This window comes from Ruegeria sp. B11, from assembly GCF_056539785.1.
Window position 1 is genome coordinate 976,770 of sequence record NZ_JBQFVO010000001.1, and the last position, 15,946, is coordinate 992,715.

The 15,946-nt window shown below is 56.5% G+C and carries 15 protein-coding genes and 2 tRNA genes; 11 read left to right on the plus strand and 6 right to left on the minus strand.

Features of this window, described 5'->3' with window-relative positions; genetic code table 11:
- Positions 1 to 10: 10 nt before the first annotated feature.
- The 3 genes from ACR0I1_RS04955 to ACR0I1_RS04965 are packed head-to-tail and all read left to right on the plus strand — an operon-like array spanning position 11 to position 2,935.
- The gene (locus ACR0I1_RS04955) at positions 11 to 1,738 is read left to right on the plus strand and encodes a pilus assembly protein TadG-related protein (protein ID WP_255612046.1); all 1,728 of its coding nucleotides are present in this window, start codon (positions 11 to 13) and stop codon (positions 1,736 to 1,738) included.
- Positions 1,735 to 2,352, plus strand: a complete 618-nt coding sequence (locus ACR0I1_RS04960; RefSeq protein WP_170396272.1) for a TadE/TadG family type IV pilus assembly protein — start codon at positions 1,735 to 1,737, stop codon at positions 2,350 to 2,352. Before ACR0I1_RS04955 ends, ACR0I1_RS04960 begins: the two co-directional genes overlap by 4 nt.
- Positions 2,339 to 2,935, plus strand: a complete 597-nt coding sequence (locus ACR0I1_RS04965; RefSeq protein ID WP_170396270.1) for a hypothetical protein — start codon at positions 2,339 to 2,341, stop codon at positions 2,933 to 2,935. Before ACR0I1_RS04960 ends, ACR0I1_RS04965 begins: the two co-directional genes overlap by 14 nt.
- Here ACR0I1_RS04965 and ACR0I1_RS04970 read toward each other — a convergent pair.
- Complete coding sequence (locus tag ACR0I1_RS04970) at positions 2,932 to 3,402, minus strand: hypothetical protein (protein ID WP_170565779.1); 471 nt, start codon at positions 3,400 to 3,402, stop codon at positions 2,932 to 2,934. The genes ACR0I1_RS04965 and ACR0I1_RS04970 overlap by 4 nt on opposite strands.
- 159 nt (positions 3,403 to 3,561) lie before the next feature.
- On the opposite strand from ACR0I1_RS04970, the gene ACR0I1_RS04975 reads away from it, so the two are divergent.
- Positions 3,562 to 4,473: a pirin family protein gene (locus tag ACR0I1_RS04975; protein WP_170734763.1), complete on the plus strand. Its 912-nt coding sequence runs from the start codon at positions 3,562 to 3,564 to the stop codon at positions 4,471 to 4,473.
- A 7-nt stretch (positions 4,474 to 4,480) separates the two neighbouring features.
- Here the strand turns inward: ACR0I1_RS04975 and ACR0I1_RS04980 are convergent, their stop codons facing one another.
- A complete protein-coding gene (locus tag ACR0I1_RS04980) occupies positions 4,481 to 5,068 on the minus strand; it encodes a TetR/AcrR family transcriptional regulator (protein WP_170512799.1) in 588 nt (195 codons plus the stop codon).
- A gap of 100 nt (positions 5,069 to 5,168) precedes the next feature.
- On the opposite strand from ACR0I1_RS04980, the gene ACR0I1_RS04985 reads away from it, so the two are divergent.
- From ACR0I1_RS04985 to ACR0I1_RS05015, 7 genes are all read left to right on the plus strand, one after another.
- Positions 5,169 to 5,417, plus strand: coding sequence for a hypothetical protein (locus ACR0I1_RS04985; RefSeq protein WP_170422347.1), 249 nt, complete (start codon positions 5,169 to 5,171; stop codon positions 5,415 to 5,417).
- 128 nt (positions 5,418 to 5,545) lie between these two features.
- Positions 5,546 to 6,832: a homoserine dehydrogenase gene (locus tag ACR0I1_RS04990; protein ID WP_170734741.1), complete on the plus strand. Its 1,287-nt coding sequence runs from the start codon at positions 5,546 to 5,548 to the stop codon at positions 6,830 to 6,832.
- A 71-nt stretch (positions 6,833 to 6,903) separates the two neighbouring features.
- On the plus strand, positions 6,904 to 7,887 hold the full coding sequence (gene glpX / locus ACR0I1_RS04995) for a class II fructose-bisphosphatase (protein ID WP_170422349.1): 984 nt from the start codon (positions 6,904 to 6,906) through the stop codon (positions 7,885 to 7,887).
- A 90-nt stretch (positions 7,888 to 7,977) separates the two neighbouring features.
- Positions 7,978 to 9,720, plus strand: coding sequence for a single-stranded-DNA-specific exonuclease RecJ (recJ, locus tag ACR0I1_RS05000; RefSeq protein ID WP_223117848.1), 1,743 nt, complete (start codon positions 7,978 to 7,980; stop codon positions 9,718 to 9,720).
- Positions 9,721 to 9,829: 109 nt separating this feature from the next.
- Positions 9,830 to 9,904: transfer RNA gene (locus ACR0I1_RS05005), tRNA-Glu, on the plus strand.
- A 22-nt stretch (positions 9,905 to 9,926) separates the two neighbouring features.
- Positions 9,927 to 10,001 (plus strand) — tRNA-Glu (locus tag ACR0I1_RS05010).
- A 214-nt stretch (positions 10,002 to 10,215) separates the two neighbouring features.
- Complete coding sequence (locus ACR0I1_RS05015) at positions 10,216 to 11,007, plus strand: inositol monophosphatase family protein (RefSeq protein ID WP_480705239.1); 792 nt, start codon at positions 10,216 to 10,218, stop codon at positions 11,005 to 11,007.
- A 4-nt stretch (positions 11,008 to 11,011) separates the two neighbouring features.
- Here ACR0I1_RS05015 and ACR0I1_RS05020 read toward each other — a convergent pair whose 3' ends face one another.
- The 4 genes from ACR0I1_RS05020 to ACR0I1_RS05035 are packed head-to-tail and all read right to left on the minus strand — an operon-like array spanning position 11,012 to position 15,891.
- Complete coding sequence (locus ACR0I1_RS05020) at positions 11,012 to 11,578, minus strand: histidine phosphatase family protein (RefSeq protein WP_170403387.1); 567 nt, start codon at positions 11,576 to 11,578, stop codon at positions 11,012 to 11,014.
- The gene (locus tag ACR0I1_RS05025; protein ID WP_480705241.1) at positions 11,579 to 12,640 is read right to left on the minus strand and encodes an ABC transporter ATP-binding protein; all 1,062 of its coding nucleotides are present in this window, start codon (positions 12,638 to 12,640) and stop codon (positions 11,579 to 11,581) included.
- Between the two features lie 11 nt (positions 12,641 to 12,651).
- Entirely contained in the window at positions 12,652 to 14,865 is a 2,214-nt protein-coding gene (locus ACR0I1_RS05030) for an ABC transporter permease (protein WP_480705243.1), read from the minus strand.
- The gene (locus ACR0I1_RS05035) at positions 14,866 to 15,891 is read right to left on the minus strand and encodes an ABC transporter substrate-binding protein (RefSeq protein ID WP_170422361.1); all 1,026 of its coding nucleotides are present in this window, start codon (positions 15,889 to 15,891) and stop codon (positions 14,866 to 14,868) included.
- Between the last annotated feature and the right edge of the window lie 55 nt (positions 15,892 to 15,946).

Here is a 15,946-nt window from a genome sequence, read left to right on the forward strand (position 1 = left end):
AGAAGGCACGATGACGATCCTTGCCCTTTTCCTGATCGTGATAGTCTTCACCGTGGCCGGGTTCGCGGTCGACGTCATGCGGTATGATCGCGAAAGGGTAAGGCTACAATACGCACTGGACCGCGCGGTCCTTGCCGCAGCTGACCTGGACCAAGAGCTTTGCCCACGGGTCGTGGTGAATGATTACATTCGCAAAGAAGGTTTCGATACGAATATCATCAAAAATATCAAGGTCGAGCCCGAGACATGCACGACAAACGACGACGGAACCGTGACTCAGGTTGCAGAACTTGAAGGAAAGCGGAAAGTCGAAGCCAGCGCCGACATGAGCATTGAGACACACTTCATGAAATGGAGTGGCGTCGATTACATTGATACAACCGCCACCAGCATCGCCGAAGAATCGATTGGTAACGTCGAAATTTCATTGGTTCTGGACGTCTCGGGTTCGATGCGCGGGACAAAGCTGACCAACCTCAAAAGTGCCGCTGAGGACTTTATCGATGAGATGATCCTGAAATCTGAAGATGGTAGATTGTCGATCTCAATCGTGCCCTACTCGGAACAGGTGTCGGTGCCTGACTACCTTATGAATGCTTTGAACACGATCGGGGCTAACGAAAGGGCCAATTGCATCGATTTCCAGGCTTCGGACTACACAACGACCGATTTCAACTATTACGACATCGTGGACGACGAAGGAAACATCATCACAAAAGGGGATTATGTCCCGCAAACTCTTCATTTCAAGGATAATGGCTCCAGCGACAAAAGGTTCAGCGACACGTTGGTAACCAGCAATACGTGCCGTCTTGAAACCACCACAGATCGGCGAGAGATGACGGTAATCCAGAATGATCCTGACATTCTGAAAGGTCAGATCCAGAATCTTGTGGCAAGCGGCTGGACTTCGATCGATGTGGGCCTCAAGTGGGGTCTAACTTTGCTTGACGATAGTATCCAACCGCTGATCGCTCAGATTGCAGACAGTTCAGAAATTCCGGACTCGTTCGCAATTCGGCCAGCCCCTAACAAGACCACGGACACCCTCAAGGTTCTGGTGCTGATGACGGATGGCGAAAACACTTATCAGCACAAAGTGAATCCGCCTTATAATGACGGCCCCTCGGACATCTATTGGAATGAAGATGCCGAAACGTATTCTATCTACGATGAAGAGTATGACCGCTGGGCTTGGCCTAATGTCGCCACAACTGTGCGGGACAGTTCGTACAGGCGCTGGACCCGCGACAAATACCAAGATCATGCCCATGGCAATGGGACTTATATGCGCTACCGCTGTACGGATTACTACAACGGCACCTGCTATTCGATGGATCGATCGCAAACACGCGAAGACTCCGAAGGGCTTTCAACAGATTCCGATCCAGTAGAACTGGAATGGCCTGATGTCTGGGCGCATACTGAAAAATACGCAATTCGGAATATGTTGCGTCACGCTTATGGCTGGGATCGCGGCGAAGAATTTGCAGCTGACTCCACGACCGAAATTGGTCCTTCGACCAAAAATCCAAATGTTGTAGATCTCTGCGAAGAAGCTGAAGAAGATAATGTCATCATCTTCTCGATCGCTTTTGAGGCACCCTACGGTGTTAAGCAGATGCTGAAAGACTGCGCGATCAAACCTGCCCGTTACTATGAAGCGACCGGCAATCAGATTGAACGCGTCTTCGATTCAATCAGCACCTCCATTCAAAACCTGAGGCTGACCCAATGACAAAGACACTGCGGAATCGGCTTCGGAGATTTCGAAAGAATGAGGATGGAAACTCGTCTATCGAGTTTATCTTCTGGTTTCCATTCTTCCTGTATGTCGCTTATTCAGGCATGGATCTGGGATTGCAATCCTTCCACCATGCCGATCTTGAACGATCTCTGGATATGACAATTCGGGAGGTTCGGCTTAATCGCCTTCCTGAAGGGGAAGATGAATGGGATCACGCGCTGCTGAAGAAAATGATCTGTGACGAAGCGCTGATAACCAATTGCTCGGAAAACCTTGCGCTCGAGATGAAGTCCATTGATCCGCGTGTCGGCAATCAGTTGGATCCAACCCCCTATTGCGTCGACACTCCGGAGACAATTCGTAAGCCGGACGAAGTTGTTTTTGAACAAGGGACTTCAAATGAGCTTATGATTATCCGCGCCTGTCTTGAGGTTTCACCTGTTTTTGGGCTTTCGATGCTGAGCGGCATTGCGAAGCAGGACAACGACGGCCAATGGGAACTGCAGGCGACGACCGTATTTGTTCATGAACCATTTGGTGGTTCATCAGCTGATCCTGACGATTCATCTGACACAACAGTGGATGTGGCCGATGCCTCGAATTAACAAAGAGAATCGCAACCTTCCCAAGGCACTGCTGAACCGCTTTCTCAAACGAGAAGACGGCGCCTTATCGGTCGAGGCAATGCTGATATTGCCGCTGCTGTTCTGGTCAATGTTTGCGTCTTACACCTATTATGACAGCTATCGCCAAAGCGCGATCAACATCAAAGGAGCCTACGCAGTTGCGGATGTGCTCTCACGCGAAGCTGAAGATGTTAACGCCGCGTATATCAACACCATGTACGACCTTCTGGAAAACATGGTTGATACCAGAGCACCGGTCTCGATGCGTGTGACCTATCTGACCTATGATGGTGATAACGATCTCCACGATGTTCTATGGTCCTGCGTGCGGGGCACCGGATATCAGAAATGGACCGACGCAGAGATCGTGAAAATCAAACAACGGCTTCCGGTAATGCCTGATAACGGCTCAATGATCTTGGTCGAAACCAACAATACATACAAAGCGCCATTCCAGATGGCATTCAAATTTGCTGACTTTGAAATGGATAATCTGGTCTTCACACACCCGCGTGTTTTCGACCAGATCGTCAATACCGACCCTGCTTGCTTGGGTGTCTAACTCTTTTCAGCAAGCATCGCCGACAGCATTTCCGACATGTATTTGGTCTCGGCGGCGGCTGTCATGCCGCCTATGCCAATCCTTCGTCCGACACGCCACCAAAGACCGGGCGCCCACTGGTTTGAGCTTCGTGCATGAGTGATTACCAAGAAGCCATTTGATGGCTTAAATGCGAACACGCCCCGGTCTACGCCTTCGACATCCTCGATATTGCAGATCACCTGCCCCGAGCCTGTGCGCAATTGGGATTGGGTCAGCTCGATCCTGTCTTCGGTCGCGTACCACATGCGACGGGCTAACCAGAACGCGGCTGCCCCGGAAACCAGTAAGAAGACCTGCCAGCCTAACTCAGGCGGCGATGCCAACGCGACGTAAATGACCAACGCCCCGACCGTGACCAGCATCCCTACCCCAGTCCAGCGCCGCGGTGCCGAGGCCGCGACCGTAGCCAGCACTTCTTCTTGCATATTGTTCTCCTGATTGTCCGCCCGCTTTAACCGCTTTGATACGCAAAGGACAGCGCCGCGTCACCTGTCTGAGCATCTTCGCACAGCTTCAGTGTTCCAGCGCAAATTGACTACCTCAGGCCGACGCATAAGTTCCGGTCAAAGGATCAGGAGGCTTTCATGTCACTCAGACCAACTTTGGAATTCCGCAAGGCGGTCCCGACGATGGAAGGCGCGGGCGTCAAACTGCACCGGGCGTTCGGGTTTCAGGACCCGTCGGAACTGGACCCGTTTCTGCTGTTCGATGATTTCCGGAATGACAACCCATTGGACTATATGGCCGGTTTTCCGTGGCATCCGCATCGGGGCATCGAAACGATCACTTATGTCCTGTCCGGTACAGTCGAACACAGCGACTCGTTGGGCAATAGCGGCACGCTGGGTGCCGGAGATGTCCAGTGGATGACCGCCGGGTCGGGTATCCTACATCAGGAAATGCCCAAGGGGTCGGCCAGCGGTCAGATGCATGGGTTCCAGCTGTGGGGCAATCTGCCATCAGATCAGAAAATGGCCGCCCCGCGCTATCAGGACGTTCAAAGCACTGATATTCCAGAAATCATCGATGATGATGGGACAAAGGTCCGTGTGATTGTCGGTACATTCTGGGGACGTACGGGCCCAGTGGACGGTATCGCTGCCGATCCGCAATACCTGGATATCAGCATACCGGCAGGGGTGAAAAAAACCATTCCGATCGACACATACCGCCGGGCCTTCGCCTATATCTTTGAAGGCAGCGCTGCCTTTGCGGATGCGTCTCGGCCAACTGGAATTCTTCTAGAGAAAGAGGTCGCCGGGCAAGAGGTCAACATCCGCGACATGTCAGGAGACAGGACGTTGGTTCGGTTCGGGACCGGAGACGAAATCACGGTTCAGGCCGGGCCCGAGGGTGTACGGTTTCTTTTGATCTCGGGCGCTCCGATCGATGAACCCGTGGCGTGGCATGGCCCGATCGTGATGAATACGCAGGCAGAATTACAGCAAGCGTTTCGGGAGTTGCGGAACGGAACGTTCATCCGCCCGGCCCACTAAGGGCTGGTCAGGCGGTAACCGCTTTGCGGACCATGTCCCAGTACACCTGCTCGACCTCATCCAGCGACAGGCGGCCACCGCTGCGATACCAAGTGATCACACCATTCAGCATGGCAATCACCGCTAATGTGGCGATCTTGGTATCGGAGACCGAAAATTGACCCGATTGCTGCCCGTTACGCAGAATATGCTCTAACGAGTCCTCGTAGCGGCGGCGCAGGGCCTCGATTTCGGCAAAATTTTCGGGGTTCAGATTGCGCAGCTCCATATAAGCGATGAACACCTCGTCGGGACGCTGCAGGTGAAAACGGATGTGGAACCCGACAAACTGACGCAACGCATCTTGTGGATTATCAAACCGGTCGAGATCGTCATAGGCGGCCATCAGATCCTGCATGTGATCGCGCATCAGCCGAAACAGCAGGCTCTGCTTGTCGGGCGTGTAATTATAGAGTGCCCCAGCCTGCACCCCCACCTCGCCTGCGATCTGCCGCATTGAAACCGCAGCATAGCCATGACGGGCAAACAGCCCCAGTGCGGCCTCGCGAATACGGGGGCCGGTGATATCGGAATGAGAACCTTGTGTACGCGCCATGCTTCGATCGTATCTGAACAGACGTTCAGATAGAACCCCGCTTGAACCATTCCGACAAAACGTGCATCACGGGATACACGCTGCGACCCGAAGGACTGCGATGAAGCTTTTGCTGCCCATTCTCTTTGTGCTGGCCACCGCCGGCTGCGCAAATATCCCTGAGTTGGAAGGCAGCGAAACCGCCGCATTGCGCAAGGCACCCTACCCCAAGCTTGTTGCTTTAGATCCCGCCCTCGGTCCTCCGACCGATCCAATCAGCGAAGCGGAAGAGGTAGAAGAAGACCTGACAGCACGCAGCGAAGCGTTGGCGGAAAAGGCCGAAGCGCTGCAGAATGCCGAGATTAACTAGGATTTCGGCCACGCCACTAGCTCCAAAAGATTAGACGGATTGCACCCCTGCCTCGAACCCGCTAAGGCAGCCCGCAAAGGACACTTCGCCATCGCGGGCGGTATTGCGAGCAGAAAGGACCCAAGGGAATGACACAGGCGCTGAGGCTTGGAATTGCCGGATTGGGAACCGTTGGCGTGGGTGTGGTCAAAATTGTGCGTCGTCATGCCGATTTGTTGCACGCCCGCACCGGGCGTCGCATCGAGATCACCGCAGTTTCGGCCCGTGATGCCAGCAAGGACCGTGGCGTAAACCTGTCGGATTATGCATGGGAAACCGATCCCGTTGCATTGGCCAAACGCGAAGACATCGATGTTTTTGTCGAACTGATGGGCGGCGAGAACGGCCCCGCGAAAGCTTCGGTCGAGGCGGCGCTGACCAGTGGCAAGGATGTCGTCACCGCAAACAAGGCGCTGCTGGCGATTCACGGGCAGGAATTGGCGGAATTGGCTGAGGCCGCAGGGCGTGTAATTCGCTTCGAAGCGGCTGTCGCGGGTGGTATCCCGGTAATCAAATCTCTGACCGAAGGACTGGCGGGTAACGAGATCACGCGTGTCATGGGCGTCATGAACGGTACCTGCAACTATATTCTGACCCGGATGCAATCGCAGGAGTTGGGCTATAACGCCCTGTTCGAGGAATGCGCGCAGCTTGGCTATCTTGAAGCTGATCCCAATCTGGATGTTGGCGGCATCGACGCGGCGCACAAACTGGCGCTGCTGTCTTCGATTGCCTTTGGCACCAAGCCGAATTTCGATGGGATCGAGATCGAGGGCATTCAGCATATTAGCCTCGATGACATCCATCAGGCCCACGACATGGGGTATCGCATCAAGCTGTTGGGTGTAGCACAGCGAACGGCGCGCGGACTGGAACAGCGGATGCAACCCTGTCTAGTGCCGAGCAATTCTCCGCTAGGTCAGTTGGAAGGCGGAACAAACATGGTTGTGCTGGATGGGGACGCAGTTGAACAAATCGTTCTGCGTGGCCCCGGTGCTGGCGAAGGCCCCACCGCCAGCGCAGTGATGGGCGACGTCTGCGATCTGGCGCGAGGCCTGCATATACCGACATTTGGCCGCCCCGCGACGACCCTGCAAGACGCAGCCTCCGCCGTTACTGGCTTACCTGCACCCTACTATCTGCGGCTCGGCCTTCTGGACAAGCCCGGCGCTCTGGCAAAGGTCGCGGCGATTCTGGGCGATGCTGGAGTCTCGATCGACCGGATGCGGCAGTATGGGCACACAGAAAGCACAGCGCCCGTGCTGATCGTGACCCACAAAACCACGCGGGCGACGCTGGACCATGCACTGGATGGCCTGCGCGCCACCGATGTGGTGGCCGGAGAACCCGTCGCCCTGCGTATCGAACAAGTCTGACCCCTTGCGGCCTATGCTGCGCGCAGGCTATGCCGGATAAAACGCCTTAGCTGACCAAAGGATATGCGAAGATGAACGCTGCCAAGATCGATTTCAACGACCGCCTGCTGTCTCTGGGCCTTGCACGGGTGGCAGAACAGGCCGCGCTGGCGTCCGCCTCTCTGGTTGGCCGGGGTGATGAGAAAGCTGCCGATCAGGCTGCCGTCAACGCTATGCGTGAACAACTGAACCTTCTGGACATTGAGGGTGTCGTTGTCATTGGTGAGGGCGAGCGTGATGAAGCACCGATGCTCTATATCGGCGAAGAGGTTGGCACTGGTAACGGCCCGGGCGTAGACATTGCGCTGGACCCGCTTGAAGGCACAACCCTGACCGCCAAGGACATGCCCAACGCGCTGACCGTCATTGCCATGGGCCCGCGCGGCTCAATGCTACACGCTCCGGACGTATACATGGACAAACTGGCCATTGGTCCGGGCTTTCCCGAAGGTGTCGTAAGCTTGGACATGAGCCCGCGCGAGCGAGTTGAAGCGCTGGCCAAGGCCAAAGGCTGCGAGCCTGCGGATATTACCGTATGCATATTGGAGCGTCCTCGCCACGAAGCGATGATTGCTGAAGTCCGCGATACCGGTGCGTCGATCCGCCTGATCACAGATGGCGACGTCGCAGGTGTGATGCATTGCGCCGAAAGCGAAGTGACCGGCATCGACATGTATATGGGTCAAGGTGGCGCGCCCGAGGGTGTGCTTGCCGCAGCCGCGCTGAAATGCATGGGCGGTCAGATCTTTGGCCGCCTGTTGTTCCGTAATGACGACGAACGTGGCCGGGCGGCCAAGGCGGGCATCACAGATCTGGACCGTGTTTATGCGCGCGACGAGATGGTAACGGCGGATGTAATCTTTGCTGCTACTGGGGTCACCGGAGGTTCACTGCTGCCGCGCATCAAGCGGGAACCGGGTTGGGTTGAAACAACGACGCTGCTCATGCGATCAAAAACGGGCTCGGTGCGGCGGATGTCCTACCGCACGCCGATGTGGCCACACAACGAAGCATAGCGGCTTGCGCCAGCGCCTTCAGCAAGAGTATTCATAAAAGACCAAGAGGCCGGATCCCCAGGGGTCCGGCCTTAGTGCATGAGGTGAGATGTGGCATTTCTGGGCGTAGAGCAATCTCTGACGGGGCGACGCTGGATCGGACCGGGGATTGAGGTCGAGCGGTCAGCAGAAATGATGGCGCAGCAGACAGATCTGCCTCGCGCCGTCTGTCAGGTTTTGGCACGGCGCGGTGTACCGGTGATGGAGGCCGCCGGTTTCCTGGAACCCAAGTTGAAGGAACTGCTGCCCGACCCGCGATCGATGAAAGATATGGACGTCGCTGCAGCCCGGTTTCTACAGGCTGTGCGCAAGCGCCAAAAGATCGCAGTGTTTGCTGACTATGATGTGGACGGGGGCAGTTCGGCTGCGTTGTTGTTGGTGTGGCTGCGCCAGATGGGGCTTGCCGCGACGCTTTATGTGCCCGACCGGATTGATGAAGGCTATGGGCCAAATGTACCTGCAATGCAGGAACTGGCGGCTAGCCATGACCTGATCATCTGCGTGGATTGCGGAACGCTGAGCCACGAACCTATCGCGGCGGCGAAGGGTGCGGATGTGATCGTTTTGGATCACCATTTGGGTGCAGAAACCCTGCCGGATTGCGTCGCCGTGGTGAACCCGAACCGACAGGACGAAAGCGGCGATCTAGGCTATCTCTGCGCTGCTGCGGTGGTGTTCCTGATGCTGGTCGAGGCGGGTCGTCAGTTGCGTGAGGCCGGGGCCAAGGGGCCGGATCTGATGGCAATGCTCGATCTGGTGGCGCTGGCCACGGTCGCGGACGTTGCGCCGTTGATCGACGCCAACCGGGCGCTGGTTCGACAGGGCCTGAAAGTGATGACCCAAAGGCAAAGGCCTGGTTTGGTCGCGTTGTCAGACGTGGCGCGCATGGATACCGCGCCCAACAGCTATCATCTGGGGTTTCTGCTGGGGCCGCGCGTCAATGCTGGCGGTCGCATTGGTCAGGCTGATCTTGGCGCGCGGCTGCTGAGCACGGACTCGATCACTGAGGCCGAAGCCTTATCCGAGCGGCTGGATGCCCTGAATTCGGAACGGCGCGAGATCGAAAACGCGGTCCGCGCGGCGGCTTTGGCGCAAGCCGAGGACCGTGGGTTGGATGCGCCGCTGGTCTGGGCCGCAGGCGACGGTTGGCATCCCGGGGTGGTAGGTATCGTTGCTTCGCGGCTGAAAGAGTCGGCAAACCGGCCCGCTATCGTGATCGGGTTCGACGGGGATGAGGGCAAAGGTTCAGGCAGGTCGATCTCGGGCGTTGATCTGGGCGCGTCGATCCAGCGACTGGCTGCCGAAGGGCTGCTGGTCAAGGGTGGTGGCCACAAGATGGCGGCCGGTCTCACGGTGATGCGTGATCAGTTGGAGCCTGCAATGTCGCGCCTGTCCGAGCTTCTGGCCAAACAGGGTGCAGGCCAAGGCGGTCCCGCCGACTTGAAACTGGACGGGGCGCTGATGCCCGGGGCCGCGACAGTCGATCTGATCGAACAGGTAGAGAAAGCGGGTCCTTTCGGGGCCGGTGCCCCTGCCCCGCGCTATGCTCTGCCTGATCTGCAAGTGCGCTTTGCTAAACGCGTGGGCGAAACACATTTGAAGCTGTCACTTTCGGATGGAATGTCTGGCGGACTGGATGCCATCGCCTTTGGCGCATTCGACGGCCCGTTGGGGGATCGCCTGTCTAATCACGGCGGTGCGCGGTTCCATTTCGCGGGTCGGCTTGAGGTGAATACCTGGGGCGGACGACAGAGCGTGCAGCTGCGGCTGGAAGACGCGGCAGAAGCTGTCTGACAACCGTTTCAACGCCGCTCAGGAACGGCCAAAAAAGTTTCACAGCCTTGCGTTTTTCGTCTTGCGGGGGGGGAAGGTAAACCGTAAAAGGCCCTCCACAAGCCAGCGTGGCCCGTTCGTCTATCGGTTAGGACGCCAGGTTTTCAACCTGGAAAGAGGGGTTCGATTCCCCTACGGGCTACCACTTGTGCTTGTCTGGTCTAAATGGCCCGTTCGTCTATCGGTTAGGACGCCAGGTTTTCAACCTGGAAAGAGGGGTTCGATTCCCCTACGGGCTACCATTTTCTTCAATGCTAAAATCGTTCCCGGCGACGTATTCTTACAGCATCGTGTTTAGCACGAAACCTGCACGCCCCGTTTTGAAGACGCGAAATGCGGTTGAAGGCACGCCTGTCAATGGCTGCCCCGGACCGAGTTCACCAGCATTTGGTATTTGCCATTCCATCACCAAGCCTGCACAGTTTTGGCCAACAACAGATATGATTTGGATTCCCAATGGATTACCTCAAAGAACGCAAAGACTTCGCGATCGCGATCTGCAAGGAAGCTGGCACAATCGCCTTCAGATATTTCTCCGACCGGGGCGGTTTGATCGTCGATCAAAAAGGCGCACAGGATTGGGTCAGCGAGGCAGACCGGAATGTCGAAACCTTCATCCGCCAGAGGATCGCCGAGGCTTGGCCCAACGATGGCATATTTGGCGAAGAGCATGGTGAAACACAAGGTTCAAGCGGATTTGACTGGGTGATCGATCCAATCGATGGCACCACGAATTTCGTCAATGGCATTCCGGCCTGGACCATCGTTCTGGCGGGCGTCGCTGAGGAAAATACCGAGATCGGTGTAATCCATGACCCAAATATCAATGAGACCTTCGTAGCCTCGCGCGGAGGCGGGGCAACACTGAATGATGCGCCAATGAGGGTCGCTTCGGGTGTTGCGCTGCATCAAGGAACGGTGGCAGTGGGTTATTCGAACCGGGTGGATAACCGTAACATTGTTCCAATCGTCGCGAACCTGATCGAGCGTGGGGCCATGTTTCACAGAAACGCCAGTGGCGCGCTGTCACTGGCCTATGTCGCAGCGGGCCGGCTGCTTGGCTATGTCGAAGAACATATGAACGCCTGGGATTGTCTGGCTGGTCAATTGATGATTGCGGAAGCAGGCGGCGTGGTCGAAGATCAGGACGCAGGCGCAATGATCCGCAACGGCGGTCGGGTGATCGCTGGTACTCCGGATGTGTTTGATACTTTGCGTGAAATCTCTGAGAACGCATGGCAGGCCTGACAATCTAGTCGATTGAGCGCCATCCGCTCAGCGGTTTGAGGTCCGTTAGATCGGCTTGCCAATAATGGCCTTGCCCGGGCTGATCATACCTCCGATCAATGGGGTGGCCCGACAAGGAGCACCACAGAAGGGTCCCGACGGCCCCATGGGTAACGATGGCGAGGTCACTGCCATCATGCGTTTCGATAATTGAAGTTACTGCTTGGTTTATCCGCCGCTGGGCGGCAACGGCAGTTTCCCAGCCGCGAAAACTGGTGTTGGGGTGGGCAAAAAATGCGTCAGCGGCAGCTTCGAACCGGTCACGCGGCAGAAAACCGGTGGCGCTTCGATCATTCTCGCCAAGTGCGGCATCTTGTTTTGTCGGCAGGTTTCGTGGCGCGGCAAGGATGTCGGCAGTCTCGCGGGCCTTTTGCTCGGTGCTAGCCCATAGGTGAGTGACATGTGCAAAAATCTCGCTGGCTGCAAAGGCCGCAGCCCGATGGCGACCTATCGCGCTAAGCCCCCAGTCCTGAATAGGGATGTTCGGGTCGATGATGACCTCAGGGTGCGTGATGATCAGAAGATTGGGCATCTATTCGGGCAAAAGGACCGGACCTTTCTCGGCGAAGGCCATCCGTACTTCTGTACCCGGCTCAAGCGGAGCATCGACATCGTCATGAACCGCAAAGACCTGCCCGAACGCTCCGGTCAGAGTGTACTCCATGCGGACGCCCACATAGGTGGCCTTTGAGACGGTCGCCGCAACCCCCTGCGCGGCACCGATCACAAGCCGGGAGGGTCGGATGGCAACGGTCGCAGACCCTTTAGGCAAGCCGCGGGAAGGCAAGGTATGGCGATAGCCTTCGATCTCAATGGTGGCCATGTCGCCGTCGACAGAGATGATCTGGCAAGCCAACAGGTTGGCCTCGCCAATAAAATCCGCAACGAAGCGATCGTTCGGTGCATCATAAAGCTGACGTGGCGTGCCAATCTGGGCGATCGCGGCATTCCGCATCACGACGATTTCGTCCGATACTGCCAGAGCCTCTTCCTGATCGTGTGTCACGTAGACGACGGTCAGGCCAAGGTCTTGCTGAATGGCCCGAATGTCCTCGCGCACCTGACGGCGCAACTTCGCATCAAGGTTGGATAGCGGTTCATCGAACAGCAACACCTGCGGTTCCAACACCAAGGCCCGCGCTACAGCGACGCGCTGCTGCTGTCCGCCAGACAGTTCTGACGGGAGGCGGCTGTCAAAACCTTTCAGGCCAACCAGCTCCAAACCGTCCAGCGCGCGGCGGCGGGCCTCGTCTTTAGCAAAGCCCGAGAACGTGAGGCCATACATCACGTTCTCAAGCACGCTCATATGAGGAAACAGCGCATAAGACTGGAACACCATGGATACGTCGCGGTCCGTCGCGGGCAGTTTGGTCACATCGCGATCCCCGATGGTGATCTTTCCTGAGGTGGCCATTTCGAGCCCTGCGATCATCCTCAGCGTCGTCGTCTTGCCGCAGCCTGACGGGCCCAACAGCGTGACCAGTTTTCCTGCTTCGACATTCAGGTCAATATTGTCGACGGCAACGACATCCTTGCCGAACATCTTTGTCACGGACTCGAACCGAACCGGCGCGGCTTTGGACTGCAGGCTCATGTCAAACTCTCCTAAACATTGGTCCGCGACTGCGTCATTCGTCGCCCGATCTTGGTCCGACCCACGATCAGCTGCATCAGGGCAACCACTGACAGCATCACAAAGATCAGTGTGGTGGAATAGGCGATGGCGAGACCATAGTCGTTATTCTCGACCCGCCCGATGATATAGCTGGTCGCCATGTCATATTCCGCGCTGACCAGAAAGATCACGGCCGAAATCGCCGTCATGGCCCGCACGAAGCTGTACACAAGCGCCGCAAGAATTGCCGGGCGCAGTAGTGGTAGGATGATCCGCCGGAAAGTCTGCCACGAATTTGCCCCGAGGGTCAGAGATGACTCGTCAAGACTGCGATCCAGTTGCGACATGCTGGCGATGCCGGCTCGGACACCGACCGGCATATTGCGGAAGATGAAGCTGACAACAAGGATGACACCGGTTCCCGTGATCTCGATCGGTGGCACGTTGAAGGCGAGAATGTAGCTGACGCCGATCACCGTGCCAGGGATGGCAAAGGACAGCATGGTGCCGAACTCAAAAGCATCTTTGCCTGCGAAACTCTGCCGGGTTAGTAGATAGGCCGTCACGAGCCCAACTGCAGCCGTAAGCGGCGCGGCGATTGCGGCGATTGTTATGGTGGTCCAGAAACTGTCCCATGCGGCCCCTGTCCAGCGAATTCCTTCCGCCTCGAACCGAACCGAGAAGGCAGTTACGTAGTGCTTGAACGTCAGGGAATTGTTGACCCCCCACAGCTCGACCACACTGCCGTAGACGATCATGGCGTAGACGACGATGGTAAACACGGCCCAGCCAAGGGCGACGGTTAGCACCGGGATGGAAAGGCCGGTTGGCATCAATGGATGTACGCCAGCGTCACCTTTGCCCGTGACTGTGGTGTAGCTTTTCTTACCCAGCCAGGCTCGCTGCGCGTAAAAGGCAGAAAGCGTGAAGAACAACAACACCATGGCCAGAACCGCAGCGCGACCCTGATCATATTGCGCACCAACAATTGCAAAGAAAATCTCGGTCGACAGCACATCGAAATTGCCACCTAACACAAGTGGGTTGCCGAAATCGGCCATGCTTTCGATGAAGCCCAGAAGGAAAGCATTGGCAAGGCCAGGGCGCATTAACGGTAGGGACACGGTTTTGAACGTCTGCCATCTATTCGCGCGCAATGTCTGGGCCGCTTCTTCCATCGAGGGAGACACCCCTTCAACGACGCCAATCAGCACAAGGAAGGCGATGGGTGTAAATGCCAAAGTCTGAGCAATCAGAACACCCGGCATGCCATACAGCCAGCGAGTGGGTTGGGTGCCGATTAATTCGGCAAAGAACTGCGTTACTGAACCCGACAATCCAAACAGCAGGATCAGCGCTAGGCCGATCACGAACGGTGGCGTGATAATCGGCAGAACCGTCAGTGCGCGCAACGCGCGCTTGTACCGAAAGCCCGAGCGGGTCACGACAAGCGCAAAGCACAAGCCGAGCGCAGTGGTGATGAAGCCGACGAGGATGGCCAGAAACAGTGAGTTCCATGCCGCCCCGCATCGTGCGCCCCAGAAACATCCCAGCCCCCAAAGCCGGTCGTCAAAGAATTTCGAGAAGAACACTGCGATGGAGTACGCGCCCTCTTCCGTCACAAAGGCAGCGAACAGCATCTTGGCGATAGGAAAGAATACAAACGCGGTGACGATGGTGATCACACCACCGATGGCGCTGACCACGAAGACGTCTCCGTTAATCGCCCCACGTGCGGCGACACCCTGGGTCAGAAGGAACAGAAAACTCGACGCGCAGATCATCGCGCCATAGCCCATGCCGAATTGCCGATCACCGAGCTCTCCGAACAAGGCTTCCAGCCAATCGAAATTGTAGCCTCGGATTCCGATGCTGAACCCTTGTGCGATCAGCCAGCCGAAGCCCAGTGCCCCTGACAGGATCAGAATGCGCGCATGAAGCGGATCTGATTTGGCGCGTCTTAACACCAGAAGTGGCAGCAGGAGTGCAATAAGAAGCGGAGCAAGCCACAGCTTTTCACCCTGCCCGATTAGAAAGGCAGCAGGCGCATAATCTTCGTCGAAAGGGTAGCCGTCCAGCAGCCAATCGAACGACCACAGGCCACCGTCAACCATGTACCACGGCAGCAGGCAGAATCCGACCCACCCGGCGATGACCCAGAAGATCAGAACCGGATGGGTCGTTTTTGTCGTGTCGTCAGTCATTTACTGCGGCAGTACCGAAACCTCTTCGTCCCATTTCTGCAGCAAGCGCTTGCGCTCATCCGACGAGCCGTATTTCTTGAAGTCATAGTCGATCAGCTTGATCTGGCTCATGTCAGGCGCGCTTTCCGAAGTTTCAGCACCTTTGTTTGACGGCACTTGGAAGGCATTTACCTGAAGGGCGAGGTTCTGCGCCTCGGGCGACAATGCCCAGTCATAGAACTTTTTGGCCTCATCTTCGTTGCGCGCGCCTTCGATGATCGACATCGAACCGATCTCGTAACCAGTACCTTCACATGGCGCGACGACTTTGATCGGGAAACCCGATACCGCCTGCTTTACTGCGTCATGCATGAAAACGATACCAATTGTATTCTCGCCTCGACCAGCAGCCTTGATCGGTGCCGAGCCCGACTTGGTGTATTGGTTGATGTTCGAATGCAGCCCCTTCATGAACTCAAATCCTTCGTCCTCGCCGAAGATTTGCACCATCGAGGCCAGGGTCGTGTAGGCCGTACCTGATGAGTTCGGGTTCGCCATCTGAACGTGCCCCTTGTACTCGGGCTTCAGAAGGTCCTTCCAGCAAGCAGGTTCGGGAAGGTTGTTCGCGGCGACAAGATCGGCATTGTAGCCGTAACCAAGCGCACCTGAATAGATGCCGATGGTCTTGTTACCCGCGCTTTCCGCCTGAGAAATCGCCCAATCATGAAGCTGGTCACGCATCGGCGACATGTATTCCATCGTCAGGCCCTCTTCTGCGGCCTGCAGATGCGGATCCCCCGTTCCGCCCCACCAAACGTCACCCTTTGGGTTGGAGCTTTCTGCACGGATCTGAGCAAATGTCTCACCCGAGGATTTACGGGTCATATTAACGTCGATGCCGGTCGCGTCCTCAAAACTGCGCGCCATAAGCTGGCACCAATCCTCTTGCGCAGAACAATAAAGTGTCAACTTGTCAGCCTGTGCCGCTGACATCGATGCGGCAAGGGCAATAAGCGATCCCAACGTTGTGGATGTAAATTTCTTCATTGATTTCTCTCCCTTTAAGTTCACTGCGTCCGGATTTCCCGGCTCTTATATGCCC

Bases quoted from the DNA above. Each gene is read 5' to 3' on its own strand.
- ACR0I1_RS04955 (WP_255612046.1), top strand. From the start codon at position 11: ATGACGATCCTTGCCCTTTTCCTGATCGTGATAGTCTTCACCGTGGCC.
- ACR0I1_RS04960 (WP_170396272.1), top strand. From the start codon at position 1,735: ATGACAAAGACACTGCGGAATCGGCTTCGGAGATTTCGAAAGAATGAG.
- ACR0I1_RS04965 (WP_170396270.1), top strand. From the start codon at position 2,339: ATGCCTCGAATTAACAAAGAGAATCGCAACCTTCCCAAGGCACTGCTG.
- ACR0I1_RS04970 (WP_170565779.1), bottom strand. From the start codon at position 3,402: ATGCAAGAAGAAGTGCTGGCTACGGTCGCGGCCTCGGCACCGCGGCGC.
- ACR0I1_RS04975 (WP_170734763.1), top strand. From the start codon at position 3,562: ATGTCACTCAGACCAACTTTGGAATTCCGCAAGGCGGTCCCGACGATG.
- ACR0I1_RS04980 (WP_170512799.1), bottom strand. From the start codon at position 5,068: ATGGCGCGTACACAAGGTTCTCATTCCGATATCACCGGCCCCCGTATT.
- ACR0I1_RS04985 (WP_170422347.1), top strand. From the start codon at position 5,169: ATGAAGCTTTTGCTGCCCATTCTCTTTGTGCTGGCCACCGCCGGCTGC.
- ACR0I1_RS04990 (WP_170734741.1), top strand. From the start codon at position 5,546: ATGACACAGGCGCTGAGGCTTGGAATTGCCGGATTGGGAACCGTTGGC.
- glpX (WP_170422349.1), top strand. From the start codon at position 6,904: ATGAACGCTGCCAAGATCGATTTCAACGACCGCCTGCTGTCTCTGGGC.
- ACR0I1_RS05015 (WP_480705239.1), top strand. From the start codon at position 10,216: ATGGATTACCTCAAAGAACGCAAAGACTTCGCGATCGCGATCTGCAAG.
- ACR0I1_RS05020 (WP_170403387.1), bottom strand. From the start codon at position 11,578: ATGCCCAATCTTCTGATCATCACGCACCCTGAGGTCATCATCGACCCG.
- ACR0I1_RS05025 (WP_480705241.1), bottom strand. From the start codon at position 12,640: ATGAGCCTGCAGTCCAAAGCCGCGCCGGTTCGGTTCGAGTCCGTGACA.
- ACR0I1_RS05030 (WP_480705243.1), bottom strand. From the start codon at position 14,865: ATGACTGACGACACGACAAAAACGACCCATCCGGTTCTGATCTTCTGG.
- ACR0I1_RS05035 (WP_170422361.1), bottom strand. From the start codon at position 15,891: ATGAAGAAATTTACATCCACAACGTTGGGATCGCTTATTGCCCTTGCC.